Genomic DNA, 26,791 nt, shown 5'->3' on the forward strand with positions numbered 1-26,791 from the left:
CAAGTCCGCCGCGCCGCAGCCCCGATGGGCCGGGGCAAAACGTTGTAAAATTTGTTACGTGACAAAATGAAAGATTAGATCGTTACAATGCTTTCCAGTTCTCCATCCCTGCCCCAGCGCGATCCGCGTGATGAATTAGATCACCTCATGGAAGAGGCAGGCGATGTTGTCTTCAGACTCAATCAACCGGGTCAGGTGCTGTTTGCCAGCAAGCGGGCGGTGACCCTGATCGCCAGCCCCCACGATCTGCATGGCGACTTGCTGGCCGCACACGTGGCGGCAGCCGACCAGCCGGCGCTCAAGGCAGCGCTGGCCGAAGTCCTGCAGTCGCTCGCCCCCAGCGTGGTCGAAGTGCGACTCAAGACCCCGGAACATGAAGTATGGTTCGAATTGCGCGTGTCCTGCTTCCTCAATCAGCTGCAGGTGCCGGAGATGCTGGTGGTGGGCCGCGACATGTCGGTCCAGCACGCCACCGAGGAACGGCTGCGCCACATGGCCACCCATGATGGTCTGACGGAATTGCCCAACCGTTTGCTGCTGTCGGACCGGATCCGCATGGTGATCGCCAACGCGCGCCGTTCCGGCCAGGGCTTCGCGGTGGCCACCGTGGGCCTGGACGGCTTCAAGAAAGTCAACGATGGCCTGGGCCATCCGGTCGGCGACGCCGTGCTGCGCATGGCCGCCGCGCGTCTGCGCAAGACGCTGCGCGACAGCGACACCCTGGCCCGCGTGGGCGGCGACGAATTCGTGGCCGTGCTGCCCGGCACCAGCACGGAAGCGCAGATCAAGCTGGTCACGGGCCGGCTGATCGCGACCCTGCAATCGCCGTTCGAGGTCGACAGCCACACCATCTACGTGGGCGCCTCGGTGGGCGTGTCCGTCTATCCCAACCATGCCGAAGACGAAGTGCGGCTGGTGGCGCTGGCCGATGCGGCCATGACGCGCGCCAAGGAAACCGGCAAGGCCCGCTGCGTGGTCTACAGCCCCAAACACAGCGGCCCGCCGGAACACGATATCTCGCTGGAAGCGGCCATGTTCCAGGCCGTGCGCGAAGGCGAATTCCTGCTGTATTACCAACCCATCGTGGATGCCCGCACGCGCGAGATCCAGGGCTTCGAAACCCTGATGCGCTGGAAGCACCCGACGCTGGGCATGGTGCCGCCGGCCCGCTTCATCCCGATCGCCGAAACCAATGGCCTGATCAACCTGCTGGGCGCGTGGGCGCTGAAGGCGGCCACTGTGCAACTCAAGCAGTTCGAGGAAGTGTGCAAACGGCGCCTGTACATTTCCGTCAATATCAGCCCGCGCCAGTTCCGCAACGACAAATTCCTCGACGTGCTCGATGACGCACTCGCATTCTCTGGTTTATCTGGTGAGCAATTGGTTCTAGAAATTACTGAAGGCACGCTGATGGTGGACCCCATCCATGCCGAGACTATCCTGTCAAAAATGGCGCTGCGCAAGGCGCGTATCGCGATCGACGATTTCGGCACCGGCTATTCGTCGCTGGCCTACCTCAAGCGCTTCCCGATCTCCGTCCTCAAGATCGACCGCACCTTCATCCGCGACCTGCCCGGTTCGCAAAAGGATGGCGCCATCTGCAACGCCGTGCTGGACCTGGCCAAGCACCTGGACCTGTCCGTGGTGGCCGAGGGGGTGGAAACGGAAGACCAACTGCACTACCTCGATGATCGCGGCTGCCAGTACATCCAGGGTTACCTGACGGGCAAGCCGATGCCGGCCAACGTGGCGATGACTGCCCTCAAGGAGAGCACCTACGCCAACCTGCTGCCGGAAGAACTGCGCCAGGTGCACCAATGAACGCCGGTTTCAAGGCCCCTACCCCGCTGGGCGAAAAAACCCTGGCCGAACTGTGGGACTGCACCCGCCGCCAGGGCGACATGCCCGGTTTCGCCAAGGCCATCACCGCCATCCTGGGCGCCATGCGCGGCGAGGACGAGCAGGAATTCGACATGGCGCGCACCGTGCTGTCGGACCCCGTGCTGACCCAGAAGGTGCTGCGACTGGCCAACAGCGGCATGTATTCGGCCTTCGGCCAGCACGTCAACACAGTGTCCAAGGCCGTGCTGGTGCTGGGCACGGAGGCGATCGGCCACCTGGCGCTGGGCCTGAAACTGATCGAGGAACTGTCGGCCTCCTCGCCCGACACCGGCATTGCCCACATTGAAATGGAAAAGGCCGTGCTGGCCGGGATCGTGGCCCAGCAGATCGCCACCAGCGCCGAGAGCCGCCACGCGGAGGAAGCCGTCGTATGCTCGATGCTGCACACGCTGGGGCGCATGATGCTGACCTTCTACATGCCCGAGCGCTGGCACGACCTGCAGCAACGGGGCGACGCGGAAAACTTGACGGTGGACGATATCGCGCCGGAAGTACTGGGCCTGAGCCTGGAGGATATCGGCCATGCCGCCGCCCGCCATTGGGGCCTGCCGCAAAGCCTGATCAGCGGCATGCGCAAGGTGGAACCGGCCGAAGCCGGTCAGGACGTGAGTCCGGCCGACTGGATCGCCGGCCTGTCGACCATGTCGGCCCTGTGCGCCGACTCGCTGTGGCATGACGACGCGGCCGGTGCGGCCGTCGTGCAGCAACTGACCGAGCGCTATTCCGGCATGCTGGGCGTGCAGCCGGACCACCTGATGGCCGCCATCGAGCAAGCCAAGATCGTGGCGGCCGAGGACCTGACCATCGCGCCCCTGTCGCGCCCGGCCGAACGGCGCGCCAAGGTGCTGGCCAGCACCCGCCAACGGGCCGAGGGCAACAAGATCCTGCTGTCCGGCCTGGCCGACATGCGCGACGTGCTCGATACGGCCACCCCTGGCCAAATGGTGTCGATCGCGCTGGAAACCGTCTATCAAGGGCTGGATTTCTCGCGCGCTGTAGCCTTCGTGCGCAACCGCAAGGATGGCCAGTACGCGGCCAAGATCTGCTTTGGCGAAGGCGTCAAGGAGCGGCTGGCCGAGATGACCTTCTCCGACAATTATGAGCCCAACGTATTCCATGCCGCCCTCAACAGCGACCGCGTGATCTTCATCGAGAACGCCAAGGATGCCAAGTTCGGCGCCAAGTTGCCGCAGTGGTGGAAGGACACCATGTCCGACGCGCGCAGCTTCGTCATCCTGCCACTGTCGTCGAACGGCCAGCCGGCCGGCTTCCTGTACGGCGACTGGGACGAGACTTTCCCACCGATCCAGCTGAGCCAGACTGAATTCGCGCTGCTGAACGACATGCGGGCACTGGTGATGAAGAACGTGGAGCGGCGCCACAAGCTGGAAGCGGTGATCGTCAACCGCGGCGTATAAGCGGCGCGCGACGGCACTGGCCGGGGATGACCTGGCATTGGCCGGGCGCGTGCCCGGCACCGGCTGGCGCTCGCCGAGGGCCGGCCGGCGTTGACCGAGCGTTGGACTGGCGTTGGTCTAGCCCCGGCCATCCTCGCGCTGCCAGCGGAACGACAGTCCCGCCGCTGCAGCAGCCCCCAGCACCAGCAACGACGCCACGTAATACACTGACTGCGGCCCCAGGCGCTGCCAGCACTGGGCCAGGAACAAGCCGCCAAGCGAACCGCCGATGCCATACGACAGGCTGATGAACAGCGCCTGCCCGCGCGCCTGCAGCGGCCCCGAGAACCAGCGCTGCAAGGTCGTCACCGAGGCTGAATGATGCAGCGCGAAGGTGGCCGCGTGCAGCAACTGGGCGGCCGCCAGCAGCGCCACCTGCTGCGGCGCGGCGCCGATCAGCGCGAAGCGCAGAACGCCCACACCCAGCGCCACAAACATCAGGCGCCGCGCGCCCCAGCGCCGGAACAGCGGGGCCTGGAAATAGAACAGCAGCACCTCCGCCGTCACGCCCAGCGACCACATGGTGCCGATGAAGGCCTTGCTGTAGCCATGACGTTCCAGGTAGAGCGAATAGAAGGTGTACAGCGCCGTGTGGGCCGATACCATCAAGGCCGTGGAGCAGAAGAAAGCGATCACCTCGCGCCGGCGCAGCAGCGTCCACAACGGCGGCGGCGCCGTCTTGTGCTGCACGCGCGGCACTTCCTTCAGCCGCAGGCTGGCCAGCACCACGCATACCAGCAGACCGCCCGCGATCCACGGCAAGGCCATGATGCCGTAGGCGTCAAGCGCGTAGGCGGCCGCCATCACGCTGGCGATGAAACCGATCGAGCCCCACAGCCGGATGCGGCCATAGTAGGTCAGGTCGCCCCGCATCTCCGACAGCATCAGCGCTTCGCACAACGGCCCCTGGGCGCTGGTGAACAGGTTGAGCAGCACCATCGCCAACATGAACTGGCCGAAGGTCTGGCCGAAGAAGAAGCCCGAGAACGCCGTCAGTGCCGCCACCCCCGTCATGCGCAACACCCACACGCGCCGTTCGCTGTGGTCGGCCACGTAGCCCCACACATTGGGGCCGACGATGCGCAGCACCTGGATCATCGACATCAGCACCCCGATCTGGGCCACGCTCATGCCTTTGCCGGCGAAAAACAGCGTGGCGTAGGTGGAAAAAGTGCCCGCGTGCGCGTAGTAGGCGCACAGGAACAAGGCGAAGCTGATGGCTTGGGCGGGCATGGGCTGGACTCTGCGGCGGGAAAACGAAAACCGGGGTCAGTTCATGCAATCGCGCAGTTTGCGTGATCGCATGAGCTGACCCCGGCTTTTGGTCGTGCTTAGCGGGCGCTCAGCGCGATGTCCGGGGTGGTCACGTGCACGTCGCCGCACTGGGCACGGTGCATCAGCGCGTGGTCGATCAGCACCAGGGCCAGCATGGCTTCCGCGATCGGCGTGGCGCGAATGCCCACGCAGGGATCGTGGCGGCCGAAGGTTTCCACCATCACGGGATTGCCGTCCTTGTCGATCGAACGGCGCGGGGTGCGGATCGACGAGGTGGGCTTGATGGCGATCGAGACGCTGATGTCCTGCCCGGTGGAGATGCCGCCCAACACGCCGCCGGCGTTGTTGCCGATGAAGCCTTCCGGGGTCAGCTCATCGCCATGCTCGGAACCTTTTTGCGCCACCGAGCCGAAACCGGCGCCGATTTCCACGCCCTTGACGGCGTTAATGCCCATCATGGCGTAGGCGATGTCGGCATCCAGCTTGTCGTAGATGGGCTGACCCAGGCCGACCGGCACGTTCTGGGCGATCACGTCGATCCGCGCGCCGATCGAGTCACCGGCCTTGCGCAATTCATCCATGGCCGCTTCCATGCGGGCGATCAGGCCGGCGTCGCCGCTGGCGGCGAAGAACGGGTTGTTGGCCACGTGTTCCCAGCCCTGGAACGGCACGGCGATATCGCCCAACTGGCTCATGCAGCCTTTGAATACGGTGCCGTATTGCTGGTGCAACCATTTCTTCGCGATGGCCGCCGCGCCCACCACGGGCGCCGTCAGGCGGGCCGAGGAACGGCCGCCACCGCGCGGATCGCGCACGCCATACTTGTGCCAGTAGGTATAGTCGGCGTGGCCGGGGCGGAAGCTTTCCGCGATGTTGCCGTAATCCTTGCTGCGCTGGTCTTCATTGCGGATCAGCAACGCGATCGGGGTGCCGGTGGTGACGCCCTGGTACACGCCCGACAGGATTTCCACCGTGTCCGACTCCTGGCGCTGGGTCACATGGCGCGACGTGCCCGGCTTGCGGCGGTCCAGCTCGGGCTGGATATCGGCCTCGCTCAGGGCCAGGCCCGGCGGGCAGCCATCGATCACGCAACCGATCGCCGGACCGTGGGATTCACCAAAAGTGCTTACGGAAAACAACTTGCCAAAGGTATTGCCGGACATAGGTATCGTCATGGTGGAAGGTAGGAAGCGGTCATTTTACCAGTCCACGGCCTCCGGCGTGGCCGCCGGACGCCATTTTGGCAACAGGGTACGCAGCAGGACCGGCTCCGTGGGCGGATTTTATGGCGTCATTTTTGACAAAACTTGCACAATGACACCTTATGCCGCCCGGAAACTACTGAAAACGTCGTTCTCCGCAACAATTCGCTATATACTTAATCCGAGAACACCGAGATATCCTGGAGATGCGACACATGCCCCCATCGATCACCCCCCTTGAGCAATCCAAGGACGATCACGACGATCTGGTATTCTTAGAAGAGCACCCGACGACGACGGACGGGACTGGAACGCGCAGCGTGTGGCGGGTCATGATCATCGACGACGACGAGGATGTGCACTCGACCACCACCTTCGCGCTGGGCAACCTGGACATGCAGCACCGGCCGCTGGAATTCGTGCACGCGTATTCGGCCAGCCAGGCGCGCGAAATGCTCCAGCATGAACAGGAAATCGCCGTCATCCTGCTTGACGTGGTGATGGAACAGGACGACGCCGGCCTGCACCTGGTGCGCTACATCCGCGAAACGCTGAAACTGGCCGACGTGCGCATCATCCTGCGCACCGGCCAACCGGGCTACGCGCCCGAGATCGACGCCATCCGCGATTTCGACATCAACGATTACAAGACCAAGTCCGAGCTGACCCGCATCAAGCTGTACACGACGGTGACGGCGGCCATCCGCTCCTACGAACAAATCCGTAAGATCAACGACAGCCGGCGCGGCCTGAGCCAGATCGTATCGGCCAGCACCGAGCTGATGGCGCTGCACGGCGTGCACAATTACGCCGCCGGCGTGCTGCAACAGTCCGCCTCGCTGATGGGCCAGCAACCGAGCGGCGCGCTGTGCGTGCGCGAATGTCCGGAAGATGGCTGCGATGAATGGATGGTGATGGCCACGGCCGGCGCCTACGGCCACCTGGAAGGCTTGCAACTGACGGCCAAGGCCGACCCGCGCATGTACGCGGCGATGGAACAGTCGCTCACGGAGCGGCGCAACCTGTACGGCCCCGATTACATCACCCTGTATTTCGCTGGCAAGGCCAGCCGCGATTTCGTCGCCTTCCTCGACATGGAGCGCGCCATGACGGACATCGACGAGCGGCTGCTGGAAGTGTTCTGCAGCAACGTCGCTGTGGGCCTGGACAACGTGGAACTGGTTTCGCACCTGCACAACGCGGCCTTCTACGACCAGCTCTCCAAGCTGCCCAACCGCACCCGCCTGATCGAAATCCTGGACGTCATGCTGGCCAGCCCGGCCCGCGAGACGTCCACCCTGTCGCTGGTGGACCTGGACCACTTCGCCGAAACCAACGACGCGCTGGGCCACCAATTCGGCGACACGCTGCTGGTGACCGTGGCCCAGCGCCTGCAATCGCGCCTGGGCAAGCAGTTGACGGTGGCGCGCATCGGCGGCGACATCTTCTGCGTGCTGGGCGACTCCGCCCAGGTCAACCCAGCCAGCATCCTGGCCCTGTTCCAGACCCCGTTCGTGATCGACGGCCAGGACGTGCGGCTGTCTGCCACCCTCGGCCTGGTGCGCCTGAATGAACATGACGGCAGCGGCGCCGACGCCCTCAAGGACGCCGACATCGCCCTCAAGCGCGCCAAGCTGCAGCAGCGCGCCGGCCACTTCTACTTCTCGCGCAGCATGGGCGTGGAGATCCGCGAGCGGGTGCGCATGATGCACGCGCTGCGCACGGCCTTCGGCCAGGACCAGTTGTTCGTGGTGTACCAGCCGCAGATCGACCTGGTCACGCGCCGCCCGATGGGCGCCGAGGCCCTGCTGCGCTGGCAAACGCCGGACGGCAAGTTCATCTCACCGGACCGCTTTATCCCCATCGCCGAGTATTCGGGCCTGATCATCGACCTGGGCGAGTGGGTGATGCGCACCGCCCTGCGCGAGCTGGTGGCGCTGCGCGCGGCTGGCCACGACAACTTCATGATGTCGATTAACGTGTCGCAGGTGCAGTTCCGCCACCCCTATTTCCTGGAAATGCTGCGTTCGGCGCTGGAAGACACCAAGGCGCCGCCGGAATTCGTGGAGCTGGAAATCACGGAATCGATGGCCATGGAGGAACCGGACCTGCTGATCAAGATGCTGGGGCAGATCAAGCAGACCGGCGTCAGCATCGCCATCGACGACTTCGGCACCGGCTTCTCGTCGCTGTCCTACCTGCAGCGCCTGCAGATCGACCGGCTAAAGATCGACCGTGCCTTCGTCACGGAGATCACCGGTTCGGCGCGCGGCAGCAGCATCGCCGAGATGGTGATCCAGCTGGGCCGCAACCTGGGCCTGGCCGTGATCGCGGAAGGCGTGGAAGACGAACGGCAAGCCATGATATTGCAAACGCTGGGCTGCCCGCTGGCCCAGGGCTTCCTGTTCGCACGCCCGATGACGGCGCCGGTGCTGGCCGGCTGGCTCAACAACGACGCGCTGGAAGGCGCGGCCTGAAGCGCCCGCAGATCCCTCTCCGGCAAGCCGCACGGCTCGCCCGGCCGAAAAAAAACGCTATCAACCGATAGCGTTTTTTTGGGGAGCACCGCTGCGTCTATTCCGTCGTTTCGGCCGGCCAGTCGCGGATGTAAGCTTTGAGCATGCGGTTCTCGAAGCTTTGCGCTTCCAGCACGGCGCGCGCCACGTCGTAGAACGAGATCACGCCCAGCAGGGTCTTGGCGTTCATCACGGGCAGGTAGCGCGCGTGCTTTTCCAGCATGATGCGGCGCACTTCGTTCACTTCCGTGTCGGGCGTGACGGTGATCGGATGGTCATCCATGTGCTTGCGCACGGTGCCGCCGCCCACGGCGCCTTCGTTGCTGTGGACAGCCTTGAGCACTTCGCGGAAGGTCAGCATGCCGACCAGATCACCAAATTCCATCACTACCAGCGAGCCGATGTCTTTTTCAGCCATCGTGTTGGCCGCTTCCACCAGCGGTTGGTCCGGAGAAATGGTGTAAAGAATATTGCCTTTAACCTGGAGAATTTCGGAAACTTTCATTTTGGGCCGTCCTATCCGCTGTCTGATGGGCTATATGAATGAGATTACTACTTGTCGTAGCCTTATAGCGAATGTAGCCTAAGCCCGCCAAAAAATCCAGCGTTGTGGATAATCAAAACGCAACATTTTTTGCTACTGTTGCTACAGCACGTTTCAAGGTAGGATGCCCAGCATTCCAACCAACCAGCTGAGACAATATGAGCGGCCCACACTACCCCGGCTTCGATACCTTGTCGCTGCACGCCGGGGCGACACCCGACCCGGCTACCGGCGCCCGCGCCACCCCGATCTACTTCACCTCCGCCTTCGCGTTCCAGGACGCCGACCACGCGGCCTCGCTGTTCAACATGGAGCGCGCCGGCCACGTCTACTCGCGCATCTCCAACCCCACCAACGCCGTGCTGGAAGAACGCATCGCCGCGCTGGAAGGCGGCGTGGCCGCCATCGCCACGGCCAGCGGCCAGGCCGCCATGCACCTGGGGCTGGCCACCATCGCCGGCGCCGGCTCGCACATCGTCGCCTCGCGCGCGCTGTACGGCGGCTCGCACAATATGCTGGCCTACACGCTCAAACGTTTCGGCATCGAGACCACGTTCGTCGATCCACGCGATATCGACGCCTGGCGCGCCGCCATCCGCCCCAACACCAAGGTGCTGTTCGGGGAGACGCTGGGCAATCCGGGACTGGACGTGCTCAACGTGCCGCAAGTGGCCGCGCTGGCCCATGAACAGCAGCTGCCGCTGATGGTCGATTCGACCTTCACCACGCCTTATCTGCTGCGTCCGTGCGAGCACGGCGCCGACCTCGTGTTCCACTCGGCCACCAAGTTCCTGTGCGGGCACGGCACGGCCATGGGCGGGCTGCTGGTGGACGGCGGCACCTTCGACTGGCAGGCCGCGCACGACCAGACCGGCCGCTACGCCGAGCTGTGCGAACCGTATGACGGCTTCCACGGCATGGTGTTCACGGAGGAATCGACCGTGGGCGCGTTCGCGCTGCGCGCGCGCCGCGAGGGGCTGCGCGACTTCGGCGCCGTCATGAGTCCGCACAACGCGTTCGCCATCCTGCAAGGCGTGGAAACGCTGGGCCTGCGCATGGAACGGCATGTGGCCAACACCCGCAAGGTGGTTGAATTCCTGCTGTCCAATCCGGCCGTGGAAGCCGTGTCCTACCCGGAACTGCCCAGCCACCCGGACTACGAACTGGCCAAGACCCTGCTGCCCAAAGGCTGCGGCGCCGTGCTGTCGTTCGCCATCAAGGGCGACCGCGCGGCCGGCAAGCGCTTCGTGGAGAGCCTGCAGGTATTCTCGCACCTGGCCAACGTGGGCGACGCCAAGTCGCTGGTGATCCATCCCGCTTCCACCACCCACTTCCGGGTGCCGGCCGACCAGTTGGCCGCTTCCGGCATCACGGAAAGCACCATGCGCCTGTCGGTCGGCCTGGAAGACGCGGACGATTTGATTGAAGACCTGGCCCGCGGCCTGAAACTGTCCCAGAAAGGAGCCTGACATGCTGCTCAACGTGGAAGGCGTGGACGCCTATTGCTACACCGGCGGCAAGCCGTTCGATCCTGATCTGCCCACCGTGGTGTTCATCCATGGCGCGCAAAACGACCACAGTGTGTGGGCTTTGCAGACCCGCTATTTTGCCCACCATGGCTACGGCGTGCTGGCCGTGGACTTGCCGGGACATGGCCGCAGCCTAGGCGCGGCCAAGGCCAGCGTGGAAGCGCTGGCCGACTGGCTGCTGGCCGTGCTGGACGCGGCCGGCGTGCGGCAGGCGGCGCTGTTCGGGCACAGCATGGGATCGTTGATCGCGCTGGAGGCGTCGTTCCGCGCGCCGGACCGGGTCACACACCTGGGCATGATCGGTTCGACCTATCCGATGAAGGTGTCGGACGCGCTGCTGGACACGGCCCGCACGGACGAAGCAGCGGCGATCGATATGGTCAACATCTGGTCGCACTCGTCCGCCACGGGCGCGCCATCGAAGTCGGGGCCAGGCGCTTCCGTGATGGGCAGCGCGCGCCGGCTGATGCAACGCATCTCGGCCATCAACCCGGCGCTGGTGTTCCACACCGATTTCTCGGCCTGCAACAGCTACGCCAACGGCGAAGCGGCCGCACAAGCGGTACGCTGCCCCACCCTGTTCCTGTTCGGCCGCAAGGACATGATGACGCCGCCGCGCTCGACCAAGCTGCTCACCTCCACCATCGCCCACGGCAAGGTGGTGCAGGTCGACAGCGGCCACTCGCTGATGAGCGAGCAGCCGGATGCGGTGCTGGATGCGCTGATCGGCTTCGTCCGCCGCTAGCGGCCACGCCTCGCCGGCCCCCCGCCGCCGGCCAGCTTACTGACCGAACTGCTCGGCCAGCGAGCGTCCCAAGCCCTGCTCGACGGCGCTCTCCACCGCGCGCGCCAGCGAGGCCGCTTCGCGCGCGGCGCGGGCCTCGCGTTCGTCGTCGCCATCGGCCACCACGCCGGCGTTGACGGGCATGCCGCCGAATACGAACAGGCGATAGACGTCGGCCAAGGTCAGCCGGTCCACATTGGCCAGCAGCACCCAATGGTCGCCGCTGTCGCTGACCCGCTTGCCCCACTGGACCCGGCGCGGCGGCTCCGTCTGCACCCTGCCCACCCAGCCTTCGGCCGCCATTTTTTCCAGCAGCTGATCCATTTCGTCGAAGCCGAGCCGGGTGGCGCGGCGGATGGTGCCGGCGTTCACGAGGGCCGTGTCGCTGGCCTGGCGCGCGCCGTACAGCACTTTCAGGATCGCCATCGCATCCACGAACTCGCCACCGGGCACGGCCTCGTGCCACCACCGTTCATATTTCACCACCGGCAGCGCCGCCACCAGCAGCGCGCCCACCAGCGTGATCAGCCACGACACGTAGACCCACAGCAGGAACAAGGGCAAGGCGGCCAGCGCGCCGTAGATCTTGGAATAACTGGGCGAATGCGTGATGAAGATGGCGAAACCGCGCTTGGCCACCTCGAACGCCAGGCCAGCCACCAGGCCGCCCCATGCCGCGTCGCGCCAATCCACGTCGCGATTGGGCACGATCACATACAGCAGCGTGAAGCTGGCCGTCGTCAGCGCCATCGACAGGATGGTGTAGATCAGCGCGCCCAGCACCGGTATGCCCCCCACCAGGTCGCTGGTGGCCATGAAAAACTGCGACGACAGCGTCAGCGAACCACCGATCAGCAGTGGACCCAGCGTGATCAAGGCCCAGTACACGAGGATGCGCTTGGTCCAGCCCCGCTCACGCCGCACCTGCCAGATGCGGTTGAACACGCGCTCGATGGTGCCCATCATGGCCACCGACGTCACCACCAGCGCCACCGCACCCACCGCCGACAGCCGGGTGGCCTTGGAGGCGAACCCGGTCAGGTAGCTCATGATGGTGTTGGCGATCGCCTTGGGCATCACGCTTTGGATAAAATACGCATCCAGCGAGCTGCGGAAGGTGTTAAACATCGGGAAAGTGGTGAAGATAGCCAGCGCGATCGTCAGCAAGGGCACCAGCGCGAACACGGACGTGAACGTGAGGCTGCCGGCCACCTGGGTCAGACTTTCCTCGCGCAGACGGCGGCGCGCGAACAGCAGCAGGTCGCGGATTTCCTGCCAGGACAATGAACGGACGGCGTCGGCGCCGCCCGTCCAGCGCTGTTTCAGGAATTGCCAGATCGGGGAAACGTAATGTAAGGACATGGACTCAATAATCAGAATGCAAGAGTGGCACTCATGCCACCCGTCAAAGGGCCCTATAATAACTCCCCATGAACCAAACCAATCTGATTATTCTTGTATTGTTCTATTCGCGTCATGGCGCGACCCGCAAATTGGCGGAACTGATTGCACAAGGCATTGAGAGCGTACCGGGCTGCGACGCCCGCATTCGGACGGTGCCGGCCGTGTCCACCGTGACCGTCGCCACGGAGCCCGAGGTGCCCAGCGACGGCGCGCCCTACGTGGAACTGGACGATTTGAAGGAATGCGCCGGACTGGCCCTGGGCTCGCCCACGCGCTTTGGCAACATGGCTTCGGCCATGAAGTATTTTTGGGATGGTACTTCGGCCGACTGGCTGTCCGGCACCCTGGCGGGCAAGCCGGCCTGCGTGTTTACGTCCACCGGCAGCCTGCACGGCGGCCAGGAGTCGACGCTGCTGTCGATGATGATCCCGCTGTTCCACCACGGGATGATGGTGTTGGGCCTGCCCTACACCCATCCCGAACTGATGACCACCGCCAGCGGCGGCACCCCATATGGCGCAAGCCACTGGGCGGGACTCGATGGCAAACTGGCCATCACGGAAGACGAAAAACGGCTGGCCATCGCACTGGGCCGGCGCCTGGCCGAAACGGCCGTCAAACTGCGGGGACGATAATGGTCAACGATAAGCTGCATCGCTATTTCCACCGGGGCGCCATCGCCAGCCTGATACTGCTCATTATCTGGTGCGTGCTGTGGGAGATGGTGTTGGCGCCGCTGCATCCGGGCGGCTCGTGGGTCGTGCTCAAGGCGGCGCCCCTCCTGATTCCCCTGTACGGCGTGTTCAAGCGCGACATCTACACGCTGCAATGGTCGTCCATGATGATCCTGCTGTACTTCACGGAAGGCGTGGTGCGCGGCTACAGCGACAAAGGCAGCCTGTCGGCCTGGCTGGGCTGGGGCGAGGCGGCCATCGTCTGCGTCTACTTCGTGTGCGCCGTGATGTACCTGCGCCCCTACAAGAAGGCCGCCAAGCGCATGGCCAAGGAACTGCTGGATAAGGTCAACCCCGCCAAATGAGCCTGTCCGCCACCTCCCTGCTGGAATTCCTGGACCATTGCCGCGCCACGGTGGGCGATGATTTTGTCGTCTGCGACGACGACGGCATGGCGCCCTACCTTACCGACTGGCGCGGCCGGTTCACCGGCAAGGCGGCCGCCGTGCTGCGCCCTGCCACCGTGGAACAGGTCCGGCTGCTGGTCGCTGCCTGCGCCCAATGGCGGGTGCCGCTGGTGCCGCAAGGCGGCCGCACGGGCCTGGTGCTGGGCAGTGTGCCCGACGCCAGCGGCGATGCCGTGGTGCTGTCGCTGGCGCGCTTGAACCGCATCCGCGCCGTTGATCCCGTCAACCGCACCATCACGGTCGATGCGGGCTGCATCCTGCAACAGGTGCAGGAAGCGGCGGCGGCCGAAGGCTGTCTGTTCCCGCTGTCGCTGGCGGCCGAAGGCAGTTGCAGCATCGGCGGCAACCTGTCCACCAACGCCGGCGGCACGGCCGTGCTGCGCTACGGGAATACGCGCGAACTGTGCCTGGGCCTGGAGGTAGTGACGCCGCAAGGCCAACTGTGGGATGGCTTGCGCGGCCTGCGCAAGGACAATACCGGCTACGATCTGCGCGACCTGTATATTGGCGCGGAGGGCACGCTGGGCGTGATCACCGGCGCGGTGCTCAAACTGTATCCGCAGCCGAAAGCCTGCATCACGGCGCTGGCCGCGCTGCCCACGCCGGCGCACGCGCTGCGCTTGCTGACCTTGATGCAGGACCGCTGCGGCGCCAGCCTGACCGGCTTCGAGCTGATGTCCCAATTCTGCCTGGCGCTGGTGGCGCAGCACTTCCCGCAACTGCCCAAGCCATTCGCGGCGGCCCACGGCCAGTATGTATTACTTGAGTTATCAAGTAATGAATCCGAACAGCATGCCGTCGAACTGCTGGAAAACGCCATCGGCGCGGCGCTGGAACAGGACATCATCGACGATGCCGTGGTGGCCAGTTCGATCGCGCAGTCGGCCGGCTTGTGGCAGTTGCGCGAGCATATCCCGCTGGCGCAGGCGGCCGCCGGCAAGAACATCAAGCACGATATCTCGCTGCCCGTGTCGCGCATCGCGGAGTTCATCACGGCCACCGAACCCATGCTGGAGCAGGCTTTCCCCGGCTGCCAGCTGGTGTGCTTCGGCCACCTTGGCGACGGCAACCTGCATTTCAACGTGGCGCCGCCGGATGGCATAGGCCACGAAGCCTTCCTGTCCAACCAGGCCGCCGTCAACCGCGTGGTGCACGACAGCGTGGTCAATTTTGGCGGTTCAATCTCGGCCGAACATGGCATCGGCGCGCTCAAACGCGACGACCTGGCCCACTACAAGAGCGCCGTGGAGCTGGACCTGATGCGGGCCATCAAGGCCGCGCTGGACCCGCTGGGCATCATGAATCCGGGGAAGATACTGTGAACCTGACGGCGCGCCTGTTACTGGCCGCCGGCCTGCTGTGGGCCGCCGGCGCCTGCGCGCAGCCTGTCTACAAATGCACCTCCGCCGATGGCAAGATCAGCTACGGCGCCGAACCATGCCCCGATGGGCGCGGCGTCGTGCTGGCCGCGCCCGCCACTCCACCGTCCGATGCCGCCAGCGATGCCGCCGCCCAGCTGGCGCGCGACAAACGCCAGGCCGACGGGCTGCAAAAGGCACGCCAGAAGCGGGAACAAGCTGACGAACGCGCCTATGCCCGCGCCGAGCGTGCCGCAGAGGCGAAACGCCTGAAATGCGGCCGCCTCCAACTGAAACGCCAGTGGGCCGAGGACGCGGCCAAGACGGCCACCGGCAAGGCCGCCACGCAGGCCCAACTGCGGGCCAGGCACGCGGCCGACAAACTGGCGCTCGAATGCCCGGCATCCTAGCCGCACCCGATCGCCGCACGGTGGCCGCCGGCCTGCGCCGCCTGTCCCGATGGCTGCTGCTGGGCGAGTGGCGCGCCCACCCGCTGCGCGCCATCACGGCCATCGCCGCCATCGCCATCGGCATCGCGCTCGGTTTCGCCATCCACCTGATCAACGCCGCCGCGTTCAATGAATTCTCGTCCGCCATCAAGGGCCTGTCTGGCGTGGCCGACGTGCAGGTGCGCGGCACGGAAGCGTTTTTCGACGAGACGGTCTTCCCCGACCTGGCCAACCGCGACGGCGTGGCCGTGGCCTCGCCCGTGCTGGAATTCGACGCTTCGCTGCCCGGCCAGCGCAACGCGCTCAAGATCATCGGCGTGGACGCCATGCGGGCCGGGTTCGTGACGCCCGAGTTGATGGGGGTGCCGGCGGACGATCAACCCTACGATGCGCTGGCCGACGATACAGTGTTCCTGTCGCCCGCCGCCCTGTCCTGGCTCAAGCTGGAACGCAACGGCATGCTCGCGCTGCAAAGCGGCACCGACACCATACGCCTGCGCGTGGCCGGCCCGCTGCTGCACGCACGCGCCGGCCAGCGCCTGGGCGTGATGGACGTGGGCGCGGCACAATGGCGCTTCAACAAGCTGAGCCAACTGTCGCGCATCGACCTCAAGCTGCGCGACGGCGTCAACCGCGACGCGTTCAAGGTGAAGTTGGCGCAGGAACTGGAACGCCGCTATCCGGGCCGTTTCCGCGTCAGCCTGCCCAACGACGAGGACCAGAACAGCCGCAACGAAGGCGTCAGCCGCGCCTACCGGGTCAACCTCACCGTACTGGCGCTGGTGGCGCTGTTCACCGGCGCCTTCCTCGTGTTCTCCACGCAGGCGCTGTCCGTGATCCGGCGCCGCAGCCAGTTCGCGCTGCTGCGCGTGCTGGGCATGGACCGCAAGCGTTTGCTGCGCCAAATTCTCCTGGAAGGCTTGTGCCTGGGCGTGGCCGGATCGGCCATCGGCATCGCGGCCGGCTATGGCATCGCGGCCGCCATGCTGCGCTTTTTCGGCGCCGACCTGGGCGCGGGCCTGTTCGCCGGCGTGCAGCCGGCGGTGGAATTCACGCCGGTGGCGGCACTGGTGTATTTCTCGCTGGGGGTGGGCGTCGCGCTGCTCGGTTGTGCCGCCCCGGCGCTGGAGGCGGCCCGCGCCCGGCCCGCCGTCGCCCTCAAATCCGGCACGGAGGAAGCCACCATTTCGCGCCTGGCCACCACCTGGCCCGCCGTCGCCTGCCTGGCGCTGGCCGCCTTGCTGTCGCGCGCGCCGCCCGTGTTCGAACTGCCCATCTTCGGCTACCTGGCCGTCGCGCTGCTGCTGATCGGGACTATCGCCCTGATGCCCCGGCTGGCCGCCGCCGTGTTCCGCGCCGCGCACGCGCGCTGGAGCGCCGCCACCGCACACCGGCCGGACGCCTCCCCGGTATTGACGCTGACGCTGGCGCGGCTGGCCAACGCCTCCGGCCAGGCCGGCATCGCGCTGGGCGGCGTGCTGTCCAGCTTCAGCCTGATGGTGGCCATGGCCATTATGGTGGCCAGCTTCAGAGTGTCGCTGGACGACTGGTTGCAGCATCTGCTGCCGGCCGACCTGTATGTGCGTTCGGCCAGCGGCGGCGTCACGGCTGGCCTGCGCCCGCCGGAACAGGCCGCGCTGGCCGCGCTGCCGGGTGTGCGCAAAGCCGATTTCCTGCGCGCCCGCTCGCTGTCGCTGGCGGCGGAACGGCCCAACGTGGCGCTGATCGCGCGCTATATCGACGCATCCGATCCGGGCCGCCTGCTGCCGTTGGTGGGTTCGGCCCTGCCCGCGCCCGCCGGCCTGCCGCCGGTCTGGATTTCCGAAGCGATGGTGGACCTGTACGGCATGGCACCCGGCCAGCGCATCGCCTTGCCGCTGGCGGGGCAAACGCACACGTTCTTCGTGTCCGGCGTGTGGCGCGACTATGCCCGGCCCACCGGCTCGATCCAGATGCGCCTGGCCGACTACCGCGCCATCACCGGCGACCAGGAAGTGAGCGATGCGGCCCTGTGGCTGCAATCCGGCACCAGCGCCGCGCAGGCGATTGAACGCCTCAAGCAACTGCCGTTCGGTGCGCGGCTGGACTTTGGCGCGCCGTCCGACATCCGCGCCATGAGCATGCAGGTGTTCGATCGCAGCTTCGCCATCACTTATCTATTGGAGGCGATCGCCATCGTGATCGGTCTGTTCGGGGTGGCCGCCACGTTCTCCGCGCAGACGCTGGCGCGGGCCCGCGAATTCGGCATGTTGCGCCACGTGGGCGTCACGCGGCGCCAGGTGCTGGCCATCCTCGCCATCGAAGGCGGCTCGCTCACGGGGCTGGGCATCGCCACCGGCTTTGTGCTGGGCTGGGTCATCAGCCTGATTCTCGTCTTCGTCATCAACCCGCAATCGTTCCACTGGACCATGCAGCTGCACCTGCCCTGGGGCCTGCTGGGCGCTGTGGCCGGGCTGCTGCTGGGCGCCGCCGCGCTGACGGCGCTGCTGGCCGGGCGCCAGGCCCTGTCCGGCGGACCGATACGCGCCGTCCGGGAGGATTGGTAACCATGCGCCGTCTGATTAATATCGCACTCCTGGCGCTGCTGGCCGCCGCCGGCGTTCCGGCCCTGGCGGCGCCGCCGCAATACGCCGCCGTCACGCCGCTGGCCGCGCCGCTGCCCTTCCCCGCCAGTTACGGCGCCCACCCGGACTACAAGACGGAGTGGTGGTATGTGACCGGCTGGCTCACGGGAGCGGACGGCAAGCCGCTGGGCTACCAGGTCACGTTCTTCCGCAGCGCCACCCCGCATGACCGGGCCAATCCCAGCCGCTTCGCGCCCATGCAGATGATCGTCGGCCACGCGGCCCTCTCCGATCCGGCCAACGGCAAGCTGCTGCACGACCAGCGCAGCGCGCGCGAGGGTTTCGGCCTGGCCTACGCCAAGGTGGGCGACACCGACGTCAAACTGGACGCCTGGCGTATGGTGCGCGACGCGGACGGCGGCTACCGCGTGAGCGTGGAGACGCCCGGCTTCGCGCTCGCGCTGCGGCTGGCGCCCAGCCAGCCGCTGTTGTTGGAAGGCGACGGCGGCTATTCCCGCAAGGGTCCGCAACCGGCGCAGGCCAGTTATTACTACAGCGAGCCGCAACTGGCCACCACCGGCACCATCAACCGCCAGGGCAAGATCCTGGCCGTGTCCGGCCGCAGCTGGCTTGATCACGAATGGTCGTCCCAGGTGCTCGATCCGGCCGCCACGGGCTGGGACTGGGTGGGCGCCAATCTGGATGACGGCGGCGCCCTGATGGCTTTCCAGATCAGGAGCGCCACAGGTGGTAAACTATGGGCGCACGCGACATGGCGCGATGCATCCGGTAAGATCACGCAGTACGCGCCGGATCAGGTCAGTTTTGCTCCGCAACGGCGCTGGCGTTCGCCCCGCACCAATGCCGAGTATCCCGTCGCCACCCTGCTCACCACCGGACGTACCGCATGGCGCATCGTGCCCTTGCAGGACGACCAGGAGCTGGACTCGCGGCGCTCGACCGGCGCGGTGTATTGGGAAGGTGCCGTCACGGTCAGCCGCGACGGCGAACCTGCCGGCCGCGCCTACCTGGAACTGACCGGGTACGCTGGTGCCATGAAATTATGAAAACGATGACCACTAATACTGCCAACACGATGACAAATAGCACCACCGCCAGCCCACCGTCCGCCGCAGCACCAACCGAATCGCGTCAACTGAAGAAAGGCAGCCTGGCCGCCTTCAAGGGCCTGATGCCGTTCCTGCTGCCGTATCGCCGCCAGTTCATGATGGCCGGTATCGCGCTGGTAGTCGCCGCCGGTTCCACGCTGGCCATTCCCGCCGCGTTCAAGCAGATGATCGACCTGGGCTTCGGCGGCCCGGCCGGCAGCAAGAGCATCCAGCACGTGGACCTGGTGTTCCTGGCCCTGTTCGCCGTCGCCACCGTGCTGGCGCTGGCCACGGCGGCCCGCTTCTACACCGTGTCCTGGCTGGGTGAACGCGTCACGGCCGATATCCGCAGCGCCGTGTACCGTCATGTGGTCACGCAGAGCCCCGAATTCTTCGAAACCACGCAAACGGGCGAGGTCCTGTCGCGCATCACCACCGACACCACCCTGATCCAGGCCGTGGTCGGCACCAGCATCTCGATGGCGCTGCGTAACGTGCTGCTGTTCCTGGGCGGGCTGGTGATGTTGTTCGTCACCAGCGTCAAGCTGTCGTCCATCATCATCGGCCTGCTGGTGCTGACGGTGCTGCCGATCGTGATGTTCGGCCGCCGCGTACGCAAGCTGTCGCGCGATTCGCAGGACCGCATCGCCGACGCTTCGGCCATGGCCGGCGAGATCCTGAACGCCATGCCCACCGTGCAGGCGTTCACCCATGAGAAAGTGGAATCGGACCGCTTTGGCACGTCCGTGGAAGGCGCCTTCCTGACGGCCATGCGCCGCATCCGCGCCCGCGCTCTGCTGACCATGATCGCCATCGTGCTGGTGTTCGGCACCATCGTGTTCGTGCTGTGGCTGGGCGCGCATGCCGTGATCGAAGGCACCATGACGGGCGGCGACCTGGGCCAGTTCATCCTGTACGCCTCCATCGTGGCCGGCTCCATCGGCGCCCTGTCGGAAGTGATGGGCGAGGCCCAGCGCGCCGCCGGCGCCACCGAACGCCTGCTGGAACTGATGTCGGCCAAGTCGCGCATCGAATCGCCGGCCCAGCCACTGGCGCTGCCGCCGCGCGCGGCCAACGGCGCTGCGCTGGCACTGCAGGACGTGACGTTCAATTATCCTTCGCGCCCCGATACCATGGCGCTGGAACACCTGTCGCTGGAGATCAAGCCCGGCGAAACGGTGGCCGTAGTCGGCCCGTCCGGCGCCGGCAAGACCACCCTGTTCCAGCTGTTCCTGCGCTTCTACGACCCGCAGCATGGCACCATCAAGCTCGATGGCGTGGACATCACCCGCCTCGACCTGCACACGCTGCGCGACGCGATCGGCATCGTGCCGCAGGATACCGTGATCTTCTCGGCCGACGCCATGGAAAACATCCGCTACGGCCGCGCCGGCGCCACCGACGCGGAAGTGATCCAGGCCGCCAAGCTGGCCGCCGCCCACGAATTCATCGAGCGCCTGCCGCAAGGCTACCAGTCGTTCCTGGGCGAGCGCGGCGTGCGCCTGTCCGGCGGCCAGCGCCAACGCATCGCCATCGCCCGCGCGCTGCTGAAAAACCCGCCGCTGCTGCTGCTGGACGAAGCGACCAGCGCGCTGGACGCGGAATCGGAACGCCTGGTGCAATCGGCGCTGGAAGCGGCCATGGTGGGCCGCACCACCGTCATCATCGCGCACCGCCTGGCCACGGTGCAACGCGCCGACCGCATCATCGTCATGGAAGACGGCAGGATCGTCGAAACCGGCACCCACGCTTCCCTGGTGGCGCTGGGCGGCGTGTATGCCAACCTGGCGGCGCTGCAATTCCATAACGTCCACGTGGTCCACTGACCGGAGCCGGATGTGACCGACGCCGAACTGCGCCAGCAATGCCACACCGTCCTGCCGGGCCACCGCCAGCCCACGCCGGCCGAGACTTTCGCCGCCATGGCGGCATGGTGCGAGGCGAACGGCGTGGTGCACGACACCTACGGCGACGGCGAGCTGCTGCAGCAATTCGAAGCAAAGGTGGCGGCCTTGCTGGGCAAGGAAGCGGCCGTGTTCTGCATCACCGGCACCATGGTCCAGGCCACGGCGCTGCGCCTGGCTTGCGATGAGAGGGGCAGCAGGCTGGTGGCACTGCATCCCACCGCCCACATCCTGCGCCATGAGCGGGGCAACCATCAGTTGTTCGACCACTTCCACGTGCTCCAGATCGGCGACCAGCATCGCCCGTGGACGCTGGAAGAACTGCAAGCCATCCCGGACCGCCTGGGTGCGGCCGCGCTGGAACTGCCGGCGCGCGAGATCGGAGGCCAGTGCCCGAGCTGGGACGAACTGGACGCCATCAAGCGCCACTGCGCCGCGCAAGGCATTCACTTGCACATGGATGGCGCAAGGCTTTGGGAGACGGCGGCCGCTTACGGCCGGCCGGTGGCGGACATCGCCGCCGGTTTCGACAGCGTCTACGTTTCCCTGTACAAGGGCATCGGCGGGCTGGGCGGCGCCCTGCTGGCCGGCAGCCATGCCTTCGTGGCCAAAGCGGCCGAGTGGTATCGCCGCCAGGGCGGCAATATCGTGCACCGCTCGCCTTATGTGGTGGCAGCGGCCATGCAGTTCGACGCGCGCCTGGCCGCCATGCCGGACTACTTCCGCCGCACGCAATGGCTGTACGAAGCCTTGCGCGCGCACCCGCGCATGATGGTCAATCCGGCCTGTCCGCACGCGAACATGCTCCATCTGCACTTGCCCGTGAGCCGTGAGCGCGCCATGGAAATTCGCAACGAGATCGCCGCCCGGCACGGCGTGTGGCTGTTCAACCGCGCCAGCCATGGCGCGCTGCCCGAACACAGCGTGGTCGAACTGTATGTGGGTGATAACCTGCTGTCGCTGTCCGACGAGCGCGCGCGGGAAGTCCTGGCCCTGTGGGCCGCGGCCCTGACCAATTAATCCGGCGGCCAGCCCATGCTGCGCCGCCCCTTCCGTCTTCTACTCAGTACACCATGACTTTTGCATCCCTCGGCCTGATCGACCCTTTGCTGCGCGCGCTCGAAGCGCTGGCCTATAACGAACCGACGCCGGTCCAGAAACAGGCCATACCGGCCGTGCTGGCCGGCCGCGACCTGATGGCGGCCGCCCAGACCGGCACCGGCAAGACGGCCGGCTTCGCGCTGCCCATCCTGCACCGCCTGACCATGGAAGGTGTGGTGGCGCCGCTGTCCGTGCGCTGCCTGGTGCTGGTGCCCACGCGCGAACTGGCCGAGCAGGTTTATGACAGCTTCCGCACCTATGGCCGCAATCTGCCGCTGCGCTATTTCGTGGCCTATGGCGGGGTGCCGATCGAACCACAGGTAAACAAACTGCGCAAAGGGCTGGACGTGCTGGTCGCCACGCCGGGCCGTCTGCTGGATTTGCTGCGCCAGGATGCGATCCAGTTCAAATCGCTGCAAACGCTGGTGCTGGACGAGGCCGACCGCATGCTGGACCTGGGCTTTTCCCATGACCTGGACCTGCTGTTCATGGCCATGCCCAAGCCACGCCAGACCTTGCTGTTCTCGGCCACGTTCTCGGACGCGATCCGCGCCATGACCAAGGGCCTGCTGGTCGATCCGGTATCGATCCAGGTCAGCCCGCGCAACACGGCCACCAAGACCGTCAGGCAGTGGCTGATCCCGACCGACAAGAAACGCAAGCCGGAACTGTTCCTGCACCTGATGAAAAAGCTCCGCTGGGGACAGGTGCTGGTATTCGTCAAGACCCGCAAAGGCGTGGAACAACTGGTGCAGATGCTGCTCGAGGAAGGCATCGCGGCCGACGCCATCCACGGCGACAAGCCGCAGCCGGCCCGCCTGCGGGCGCTGGACCGCTTCAAGACGGCGCAGGTGCAGGTGCTGGTGGCGACCGACGTGGCCGCGCGCGGGCTCGATATCGAAGCACTGCCGCAGGTGGTCAATTTTGACCTGCCGACCGTGGCGGAAGACTACATCCACCGTATCGGCCGCACTGGCCGCGCCGGGGCGACGGGCGAAGCCGTGTCGCTCGTCTGCGCCGATGAAGTGGACCTGCTGGCCGCCATCGAAAAATTGACCGGCCAGGTGATACTGCGCGAGGAGGAACCGGGCTTCGAGGCCGACCACCGCGTGCCTGCCACCGGCGGCGCGGCATCTGGACCGAAGCCGCCCCCTTCCACCAAGAAGAAACGCCCATTCACCGGACCACCGGGCGGCAAGGCAGCCCTGGCTGCTGGCGGCGGGCAGCGCCCCGCCACACCGGCTACCGCGCCCAAAGCCAGCGGCTTCAAGGCACCAGGCGCCAAAGGGTCGGGCGCCAAGGGGCTGGGCGCAAAAGGACCGGGCGCGGGCGCTTCCGTGCCACGCGGCGCCGTCGTCGTCGCTGGTGGACGGGGCGCCAAGTCCGTCGCGCGCAGCGCAGCCAAGGCCTCGGCCGGTGGCGCGGCTGGCGGCCAACGCAAGGGCAAGGCCGCCGGCCGCGGCCCCTCGCGCTGACCTTCACGCCGCATGCGTGCCTGATACCCTCGCGCTGACCATCGCCCCACATGCGTACGCTTGATACCCCCGCCCTGACCTTTAGCCCGCATGCGTGCCTGATACAATAACCGCCTTCCCGGGCCGCGCGGCCCACGCCTCACGTTGGAGAATTGAATGCAGCAATACCAGGATCTGATCAAGACGGTACTCGACACCGGCAGCTGGCAGGACAACCGCACCGGCATCCGCACGTTGAGCGTGCCAGGCGCCATGATGCGCTTCGACCTGCTGAACGACGGTTTCCCAGCCGTGACGACCAAGAAGCTGGCCTTCAAATCCGTGGTGGGCGAGCTGTGCGCCTTCCTGCGCGCCTCGCGCAGCGCGGCCGACTTCCGCGCCCTGGGCTGCAAAGTGTGGGACCAGAACGCCAACGAGAACCAGCAATGGCTGGACAACCCCTACCGCCTGGGCGAAGACGACCTCGGCCCCGTGTATGGCGTGCAGTGGCGCGGCTGGCCCGGCTACAAGCTGATTCCCGCCGACCAGACGGCGCAGATCGAGGACGCGCAACGCAACGGCTTCCGTGTAGTGGCCCCGCTGCAGGACGAAGGCGTGGCCAAAGTCCTGCTGTACAAGGCCATCGACCAGTTGCGCGAATGCCTGGACACCATCGTCAACAATCCGGGCAGCCGCCGCATCCTGTTCCACGGCTGGAATCCGGCCGACCTGGACGCCGTGGCGCTGCCGGCCTGTCACCTGCTGTACCAGTTCATCCCTAACGCCGCCGCGCGCGAAATCTCGCTGTGCCTGTACGTGCGCAGCAATGATATCGGCCTGGGCACGCCGTTCAACCTGGCCGAAGGCGCGGCCCTGCTGCATCTGGTGGGCCGCCTGACCGGCTACACCCCGCGCTGGTTCACCTACTTCGTGGGCGATGCGCACATCTACGAAAACCATCTGGATATGGTCAAGGAACAGCTCACGCGCACGCCCTTCCCCGCGCCCAAGCTGGTGATCTCGGACCGCGTGCCGGCCTTCGCACAAACGGGCCAGTACCAGCCCGAGTGGCTGGAACTGATCGAGCCGTCCGACTTCGCGCTGGAAGGCTACCAGCACCATGCGCCTATCACGGCGCCCATGGCAGTCTGACGGGACGTGCTGCGGCTCGACTTCATCCCCGGCACCATGTGCGACGAGCGCATGTGGTCGGGACTGACACCGCTGCTGGGCGATGGCGTGGATTGCCGCTTCGTCCCGCTGCAAGCAGCGCACGACCGGGCCGCCATGCGCCAGACTATCGCGGAACATAGCGCACCGGCAGCCAACCTGGTGGCCTTTTCCTTGGGGGCCTACCTGGCGCTCGAACATGCGCTGGCCCATCCCGAACGGGTCAACTCGCTGGTGTTGATCGCTGCATCCGCCAAGGGTCTGGAAGCGGATGAAATAGCGCGCCGTCAGCGCACCATGAAAGTATTGGCCAGCCACGCCTACGCTGGCATGTCAGCTGCCCAACTGCGTGAATTCGTCCATCCGGCCAATATGGGCGATCCGGCCGTGGTTGGTGTGATCCAGCAAATGGCGCTGGACCTGGGAAAGGAACTGCTGCTGGCGCAATTCGCGGCATCGATGGAACGGGCCGACCTGCTGGACCGCTTGTCCGAACTTCACTGCCCCGTGCTGCTGGTCGGCTCCGAGGGCGACCAAAAGGTCGCAGCGGCCGACTTGGGCGCCATGCAGGCGCACTGCCCAAACAGCCGCCTGACCATGCTGGACGGCTGCGGCCACATGATTCCACTGGAAGCGCCGCAAGCCCTCGCGGCGACAATACGCGAGTTTTACCTCCTCACCTGAACGCGGCATCCCGCCCGCGCCACGCGCGCTGCCCCACGTCAGCCGTGCCTTGCCAAGCCACGACACACGCACCACGCCATGCCATGCCATGCATGCCATGCATGCCACCATTGTTCAATTTAATCGAACGATTCATCAATAACTTACAAATAGACACAACAATACGCGGCCTTGATAATCCGTTACACAAATAATGTAATAACGGAGCGCTGTGGTGATGAAAAAAGTTATAACAAACGCACAAGTCCTCCTGCCCGGCCTGCTCCTGTGTGGTGCCGTCACGGTCGCCGCCCACGGCCTGGAAGTGCTGGAAGTACGCCTGTTCGGCCGCGCCTGGCTGGAAAGCCTGGTGCTGGCCATCGTGCTCGGCACCATCGTCTGCACGGCGCGCGGGCTAGCGCCACGCTACCAGGGCGGCGTCAAGTTCAGTGCCAAGACCCTGCTGGAAGTGGCCGTGGTCCTGCTGGGCGCCTCCGTCAGCGCGGGCGCCATCCTGGAACACGGCATGTCGATGATCGTCGGGATCGCCGTCGTGGTGGCCATCACCATCACGGGCAGCTACGGCATCGGACGCGCCAGCGGCCTGCCCGGCAAGATGGCGCTGCTGATCGCCTGCGGCAATTCCATCTGCGGCAATTCAGCCATCGCCGCCGTAGCCCCCGTCATCAACGCGGACGGCAAGGACGTGGCGGCATCGATCGCCTTTACCGCCGTGCTGGGCGTGGTGGTGGTGCTGGCCCTGCCCCTGCTGGTGCCGCTGCTGCAGTTGTCGGACGTGCAGTACGGCGTGTTCGCCGGCATGACCGTGTACGCCGTGCCGCAAGTACTGGCGGCCACCGCCACCGTGTCGCAGACCAGCGTTCATATTGGCACGCTGGTCAAACTGGTGCGGGTGCTGATGCTGGGCCCCGTCGTGTTGACATTATCCCTGCTGGGCCGCGACGATGCCGGCCAGCGCCCCCCGCTGTCGCAGATGGTGCCCTGGTTTATCGTCGGTTTCCTGGTGATGATGGGATTGCGTTCGGCCGACGTGCTGCCGGAATCGCTGCTGGCCGTCGCCCATGAAGGCGCCAGCTACCTGACAGTGATGTCGATGGCGGCCCTGGGCCTGGGCGTGGACGCGCGCGCCGTGCTGCGGGCGGGCGGACGTGTCACCGGCGTCGTCATGCTGTCGCTGGTAGTGCTGGGCGTGTTCAGCGCCACCCTGATTCAATTGCTGCATATCGCCTGATGCCGCAGCGGCG

Annotated in this window: 21 protein-coding genes; 17 read left to right on the forward strand and 4 right to left on the reverse strand. The window is 66.0% G+C overall.

Annotation, left to right across the window (positions count from 1 at the left end):
• Nucleotides 1-147: 147 nt before the first annotated feature.
• Nucleotides 148-1,821 carry a putative bifunctional diguanylate cyclase/phosphodiesterase gene (locus tag H3H39_RS12110; RefSeq protein ID WP_229217998.1) on the forward strand — a complete coding sequence of 558 codons (1,674 nt, stop codon included), beginning with the start codon at nucleotides 148-150 and terminating at the stop codon, nucleotides 1,819-1,821.
• The gene (locus H3H39_RS12115; protein WP_182153632.1) at nucleotides 1,818-3,320 is read left to right on the forward strand and encodes an HDOD domain-containing protein; all 1,503 of its coding nucleotides are present in this window, start codon (nucleotides 1,818-1,820) and stop codon (nucleotides 3,318-3,320) included. Before H3H39_RS12110 ends, H3H39_RS12115 begins: the two co-directional genes overlap by 4 nt.
• A gap of 117 nt (nucleotides 3,321-3,437) precedes the next feature.
• Here the strand turns inward: H3H39_RS12115 and H3H39_RS12120 are convergent, their stop codons facing one another.
• Nucleotides 3,438-4,592, reverse strand: coding sequence for an MFS transporter (locus H3H39_RS12120; protein ID WP_182153633.1), 1,155 nt, complete (start codon nucleotides 4,590-4,592; stop codon nucleotides 3,438-3,440).
• A 98-nt stretch (nucleotides 4,593-4,690) separates the two neighbouring features.
• Nucleotides 4,691-5,797, reverse strand: a complete 1,107-nt coding sequence (gene aroC, locus H3H39_RS12125; protein ID WP_182153634.1) for a chorismate synthase — start codon at nucleotides 5,795-5,797, stop codon at nucleotides 4,691-4,693.
• A gap of 254 nt (nucleotides 5,798-6,051) precedes the next feature.
• Here aroC and H3H39_RS12130 point away from each other — a divergent pair, with 254 nt between their 5' ends.
• Entirely contained in the window at nucleotides 6,052-8,313 is a 2,262-nt protein-coding gene (locus H3H39_RS12130; RefSeq protein ID WP_182153635.1) for an EAL domain-containing response regulator, read from the forward strand.
• Nucleotides 8,314-8,410: 97 nt separating this feature from the next.
• Here the strand turns inward: H3H39_RS12130 and H3H39_RS12135 are convergent, their stop codons facing one another.
• Nucleotides 8,411-8,857, reverse strand: coding sequence for a CBS domain-containing protein (locus tag H3H39_RS12135; RefSeq protein WP_182153636.1), 447 nt, complete (start codon nucleotides 8,855-8,857; stop codon nucleotides 8,411-8,413).
• A 197-nt stretch (nucleotides 8,858-9,054) separates the two neighbouring features.
• Here H3H39_RS12135 and H3H39_RS12140 point away from each other — a divergent pair, with 197 nt between their 5' ends.
• Nucleotides 9,055-10,365 (forward strand): O-acetylhomoserine aminocarboxypropyltransferase, encoded by a 1,311-nt coding sequence (locus tag H3H39_RS12140; protein ID WP_182153637.1) that lies wholly within the window; start codon nucleotides 9,055-9,057, stop codon nucleotides 10,363-10,365.
• A gap of 1 nt (nucleotide 10,366) precedes the next feature.
• Nucleotides 10,367-11,170 (forward strand): alpha/beta fold hydrolase, encoded by an 804-nt coding sequence (locus tag H3H39_RS12145; RefSeq protein WP_182153638.1) that lies wholly within the window; start codon nucleotides 10,367-10,369, stop codon nucleotides 11,168-11,170.
• A 36-nt stretch (nucleotides 11,171-11,206) separates the two neighbouring features.
• Here H3H39_RS12145 and H3H39_RS12150 read toward each other — a convergent pair whose 3' ends face one another.
• Nucleotides 11,207-12,571, reverse strand: a complete 1,365-nt coding sequence (locus H3H39_RS12150) for a YihY family inner membrane protein (protein ID WP_182153639.1) — start codon at nucleotides 12,569-12,571, stop codon at nucleotides 11,207-11,209.
• A gap of 68 nt (nucleotides 12,572-12,639) precedes the next feature.
• Between H3H39_RS12150 and wrbA the strand changes: the two genes are divergently transcribed.
• From wrbA to H3H39_RS12210, 12 genes are all read left to right on the forward strand, one after another.
• Entirely contained in the window at nucleotides 12,640-13,248 is a 609-nt protein-coding gene (gene wrbA, locus H3H39_RS12155; protein WP_182153640.1) for an NAD(P)H:quinone oxidoreductase, read from the forward strand.
• Nucleotides 13,248-13,652, forward strand: coding sequence for a DUF2069 domain-containing protein (locus H3H39_RS12160; protein WP_182153641.1), 405 nt, complete (start codon nucleotides 13,248-13,250; stop codon nucleotides 13,650-13,652). Before wrbA ends, H3H39_RS12160 begins: the two co-directional genes overlap by 1 nt.
• Nucleotides 13,649-15,076, forward strand: a complete 1,428-nt coding sequence (locus H3H39_RS12165; protein WP_182153642.1) for an FAD-binding oxidoreductase — start codon at nucleotides 13,649-13,651, stop codon at nucleotides 15,074-15,076. The genes H3H39_RS12160 and H3H39_RS12165 overlap by 4 nt, the downstream gene beginning before the upstream one ends.
• Entirely contained in the window at nucleotides 15,073-15,522 is a 450-nt protein-coding gene (locus H3H39_RS12170) for a DUF4124 domain-containing protein (RefSeq protein WP_182153643.1), read from the forward strand. Before H3H39_RS12165 ends, H3H39_RS12170 begins: the two co-directional genes overlap by 4 nt.
• The gene (locus H3H39_RS12175; RefSeq protein ID WP_182153644.1) at nucleotides 15,507-18,107 is read left to right on the forward strand and encodes an ABC transporter permease; all 2,601 of its coding nucleotides are present in this window, start codon (nucleotides 15,507-15,509) and stop codon (nucleotides 18,105-18,107) included. Before H3H39_RS12170 ends, H3H39_RS12175 begins: the two co-directional genes overlap by 16 nt.
• 2 nt (nucleotides 18,108-18,109) lie before the next feature.
• A complete protein-coding gene (locus tag H3H39_RS12180) occupies nucleotides 18,110-19,192 on the forward strand; it encodes a lipocalin-like domain-containing protein (protein ID WP_182153645.1) in 1,083 nt (360 codons plus the stop codon).
• Nucleotides 19,193-19,221: 29 nt separating this feature from the next.
• Nucleotides 19,222-21,060 carry an ABC transporter transmembrane domain-containing protein gene (locus H3H39_RS12185; RefSeq protein ID WP_182153792.1) on the forward strand — a complete coding sequence of 613 codons (1,839 nt, stop codon included), beginning with the start codon at nucleotides 19,222-19,224 and terminating at the stop codon, nucleotides 21,058-21,060.
• Nucleotides 21,061-21,072: 12 nt separating this feature from the next.
• Nucleotides 21,073-22,158 carry a threonine aldolase family protein gene (locus H3H39_RS12190; RefSeq protein WP_311196902.1) on the forward strand — a complete coding sequence of 362 codons (1,086 nt, stop codon included), beginning with the start codon at nucleotides 21,073-21,075 and terminating at the stop codon, nucleotides 22,156-22,158.
• 53 nt (nucleotides 22,159-22,211) lie between these two features.
• Complete coding sequence (locus H3H39_RS12195) at nucleotides 22,212-23,714, forward strand: DEAD/DEAH box helicase (RefSeq protein WP_182153646.1); 1,503 nt, start codon at nucleotides 22,212-22,214, stop codon at nucleotides 23,712-23,714.
• A gap of 156 nt (nucleotides 23,715-23,870) precedes the next feature.
• Nucleotides 23,871-24,845: a thymidylate synthase gene (locus tag H3H39_RS12200; protein WP_182153647.1), complete on the forward strand. Its 975-nt coding sequence runs from the start codon at nucleotides 23,871-23,873 to the stop codon at nucleotides 24,843-24,845.
• A gap of 6 nt (nucleotides 24,846-24,851) precedes the next feature.
• On the forward strand, nucleotides 24,852-25,547 hold the full coding sequence (locus tag H3H39_RS12205; protein WP_311196903.1) for an alpha/beta fold hydrolase: 696 nt from the start codon (nucleotides 24,852-24,854) through the stop codon (nucleotides 25,545-25,547).
• A gap of 217 nt (nucleotides 25,548-25,764) precedes the next feature.
• The gene (locus H3H39_RS12210; protein ID WP_182153648.1) at nucleotides 25,765-26,778 is read left to right on the forward strand and encodes a YeiH family protein; all 1,014 of its coding nucleotides are present in this window, start codon (nucleotides 25,765-25,767) and stop codon (nucleotides 26,776-26,778) included.
• The last annotated feature ends 13 nt before the right edge of the window (nucleotides 26,779-26,791 follow it).

It is taken from the genome of Rugamonas apoptosis (assembly GCF_014042355.1).
GTDB lineage: Bacteria > Pseudomonadota > Gammaproteobacteria > Burkholderiales > Burkholderiaceae_D > Rugamonas > Rugamonas apoptosis.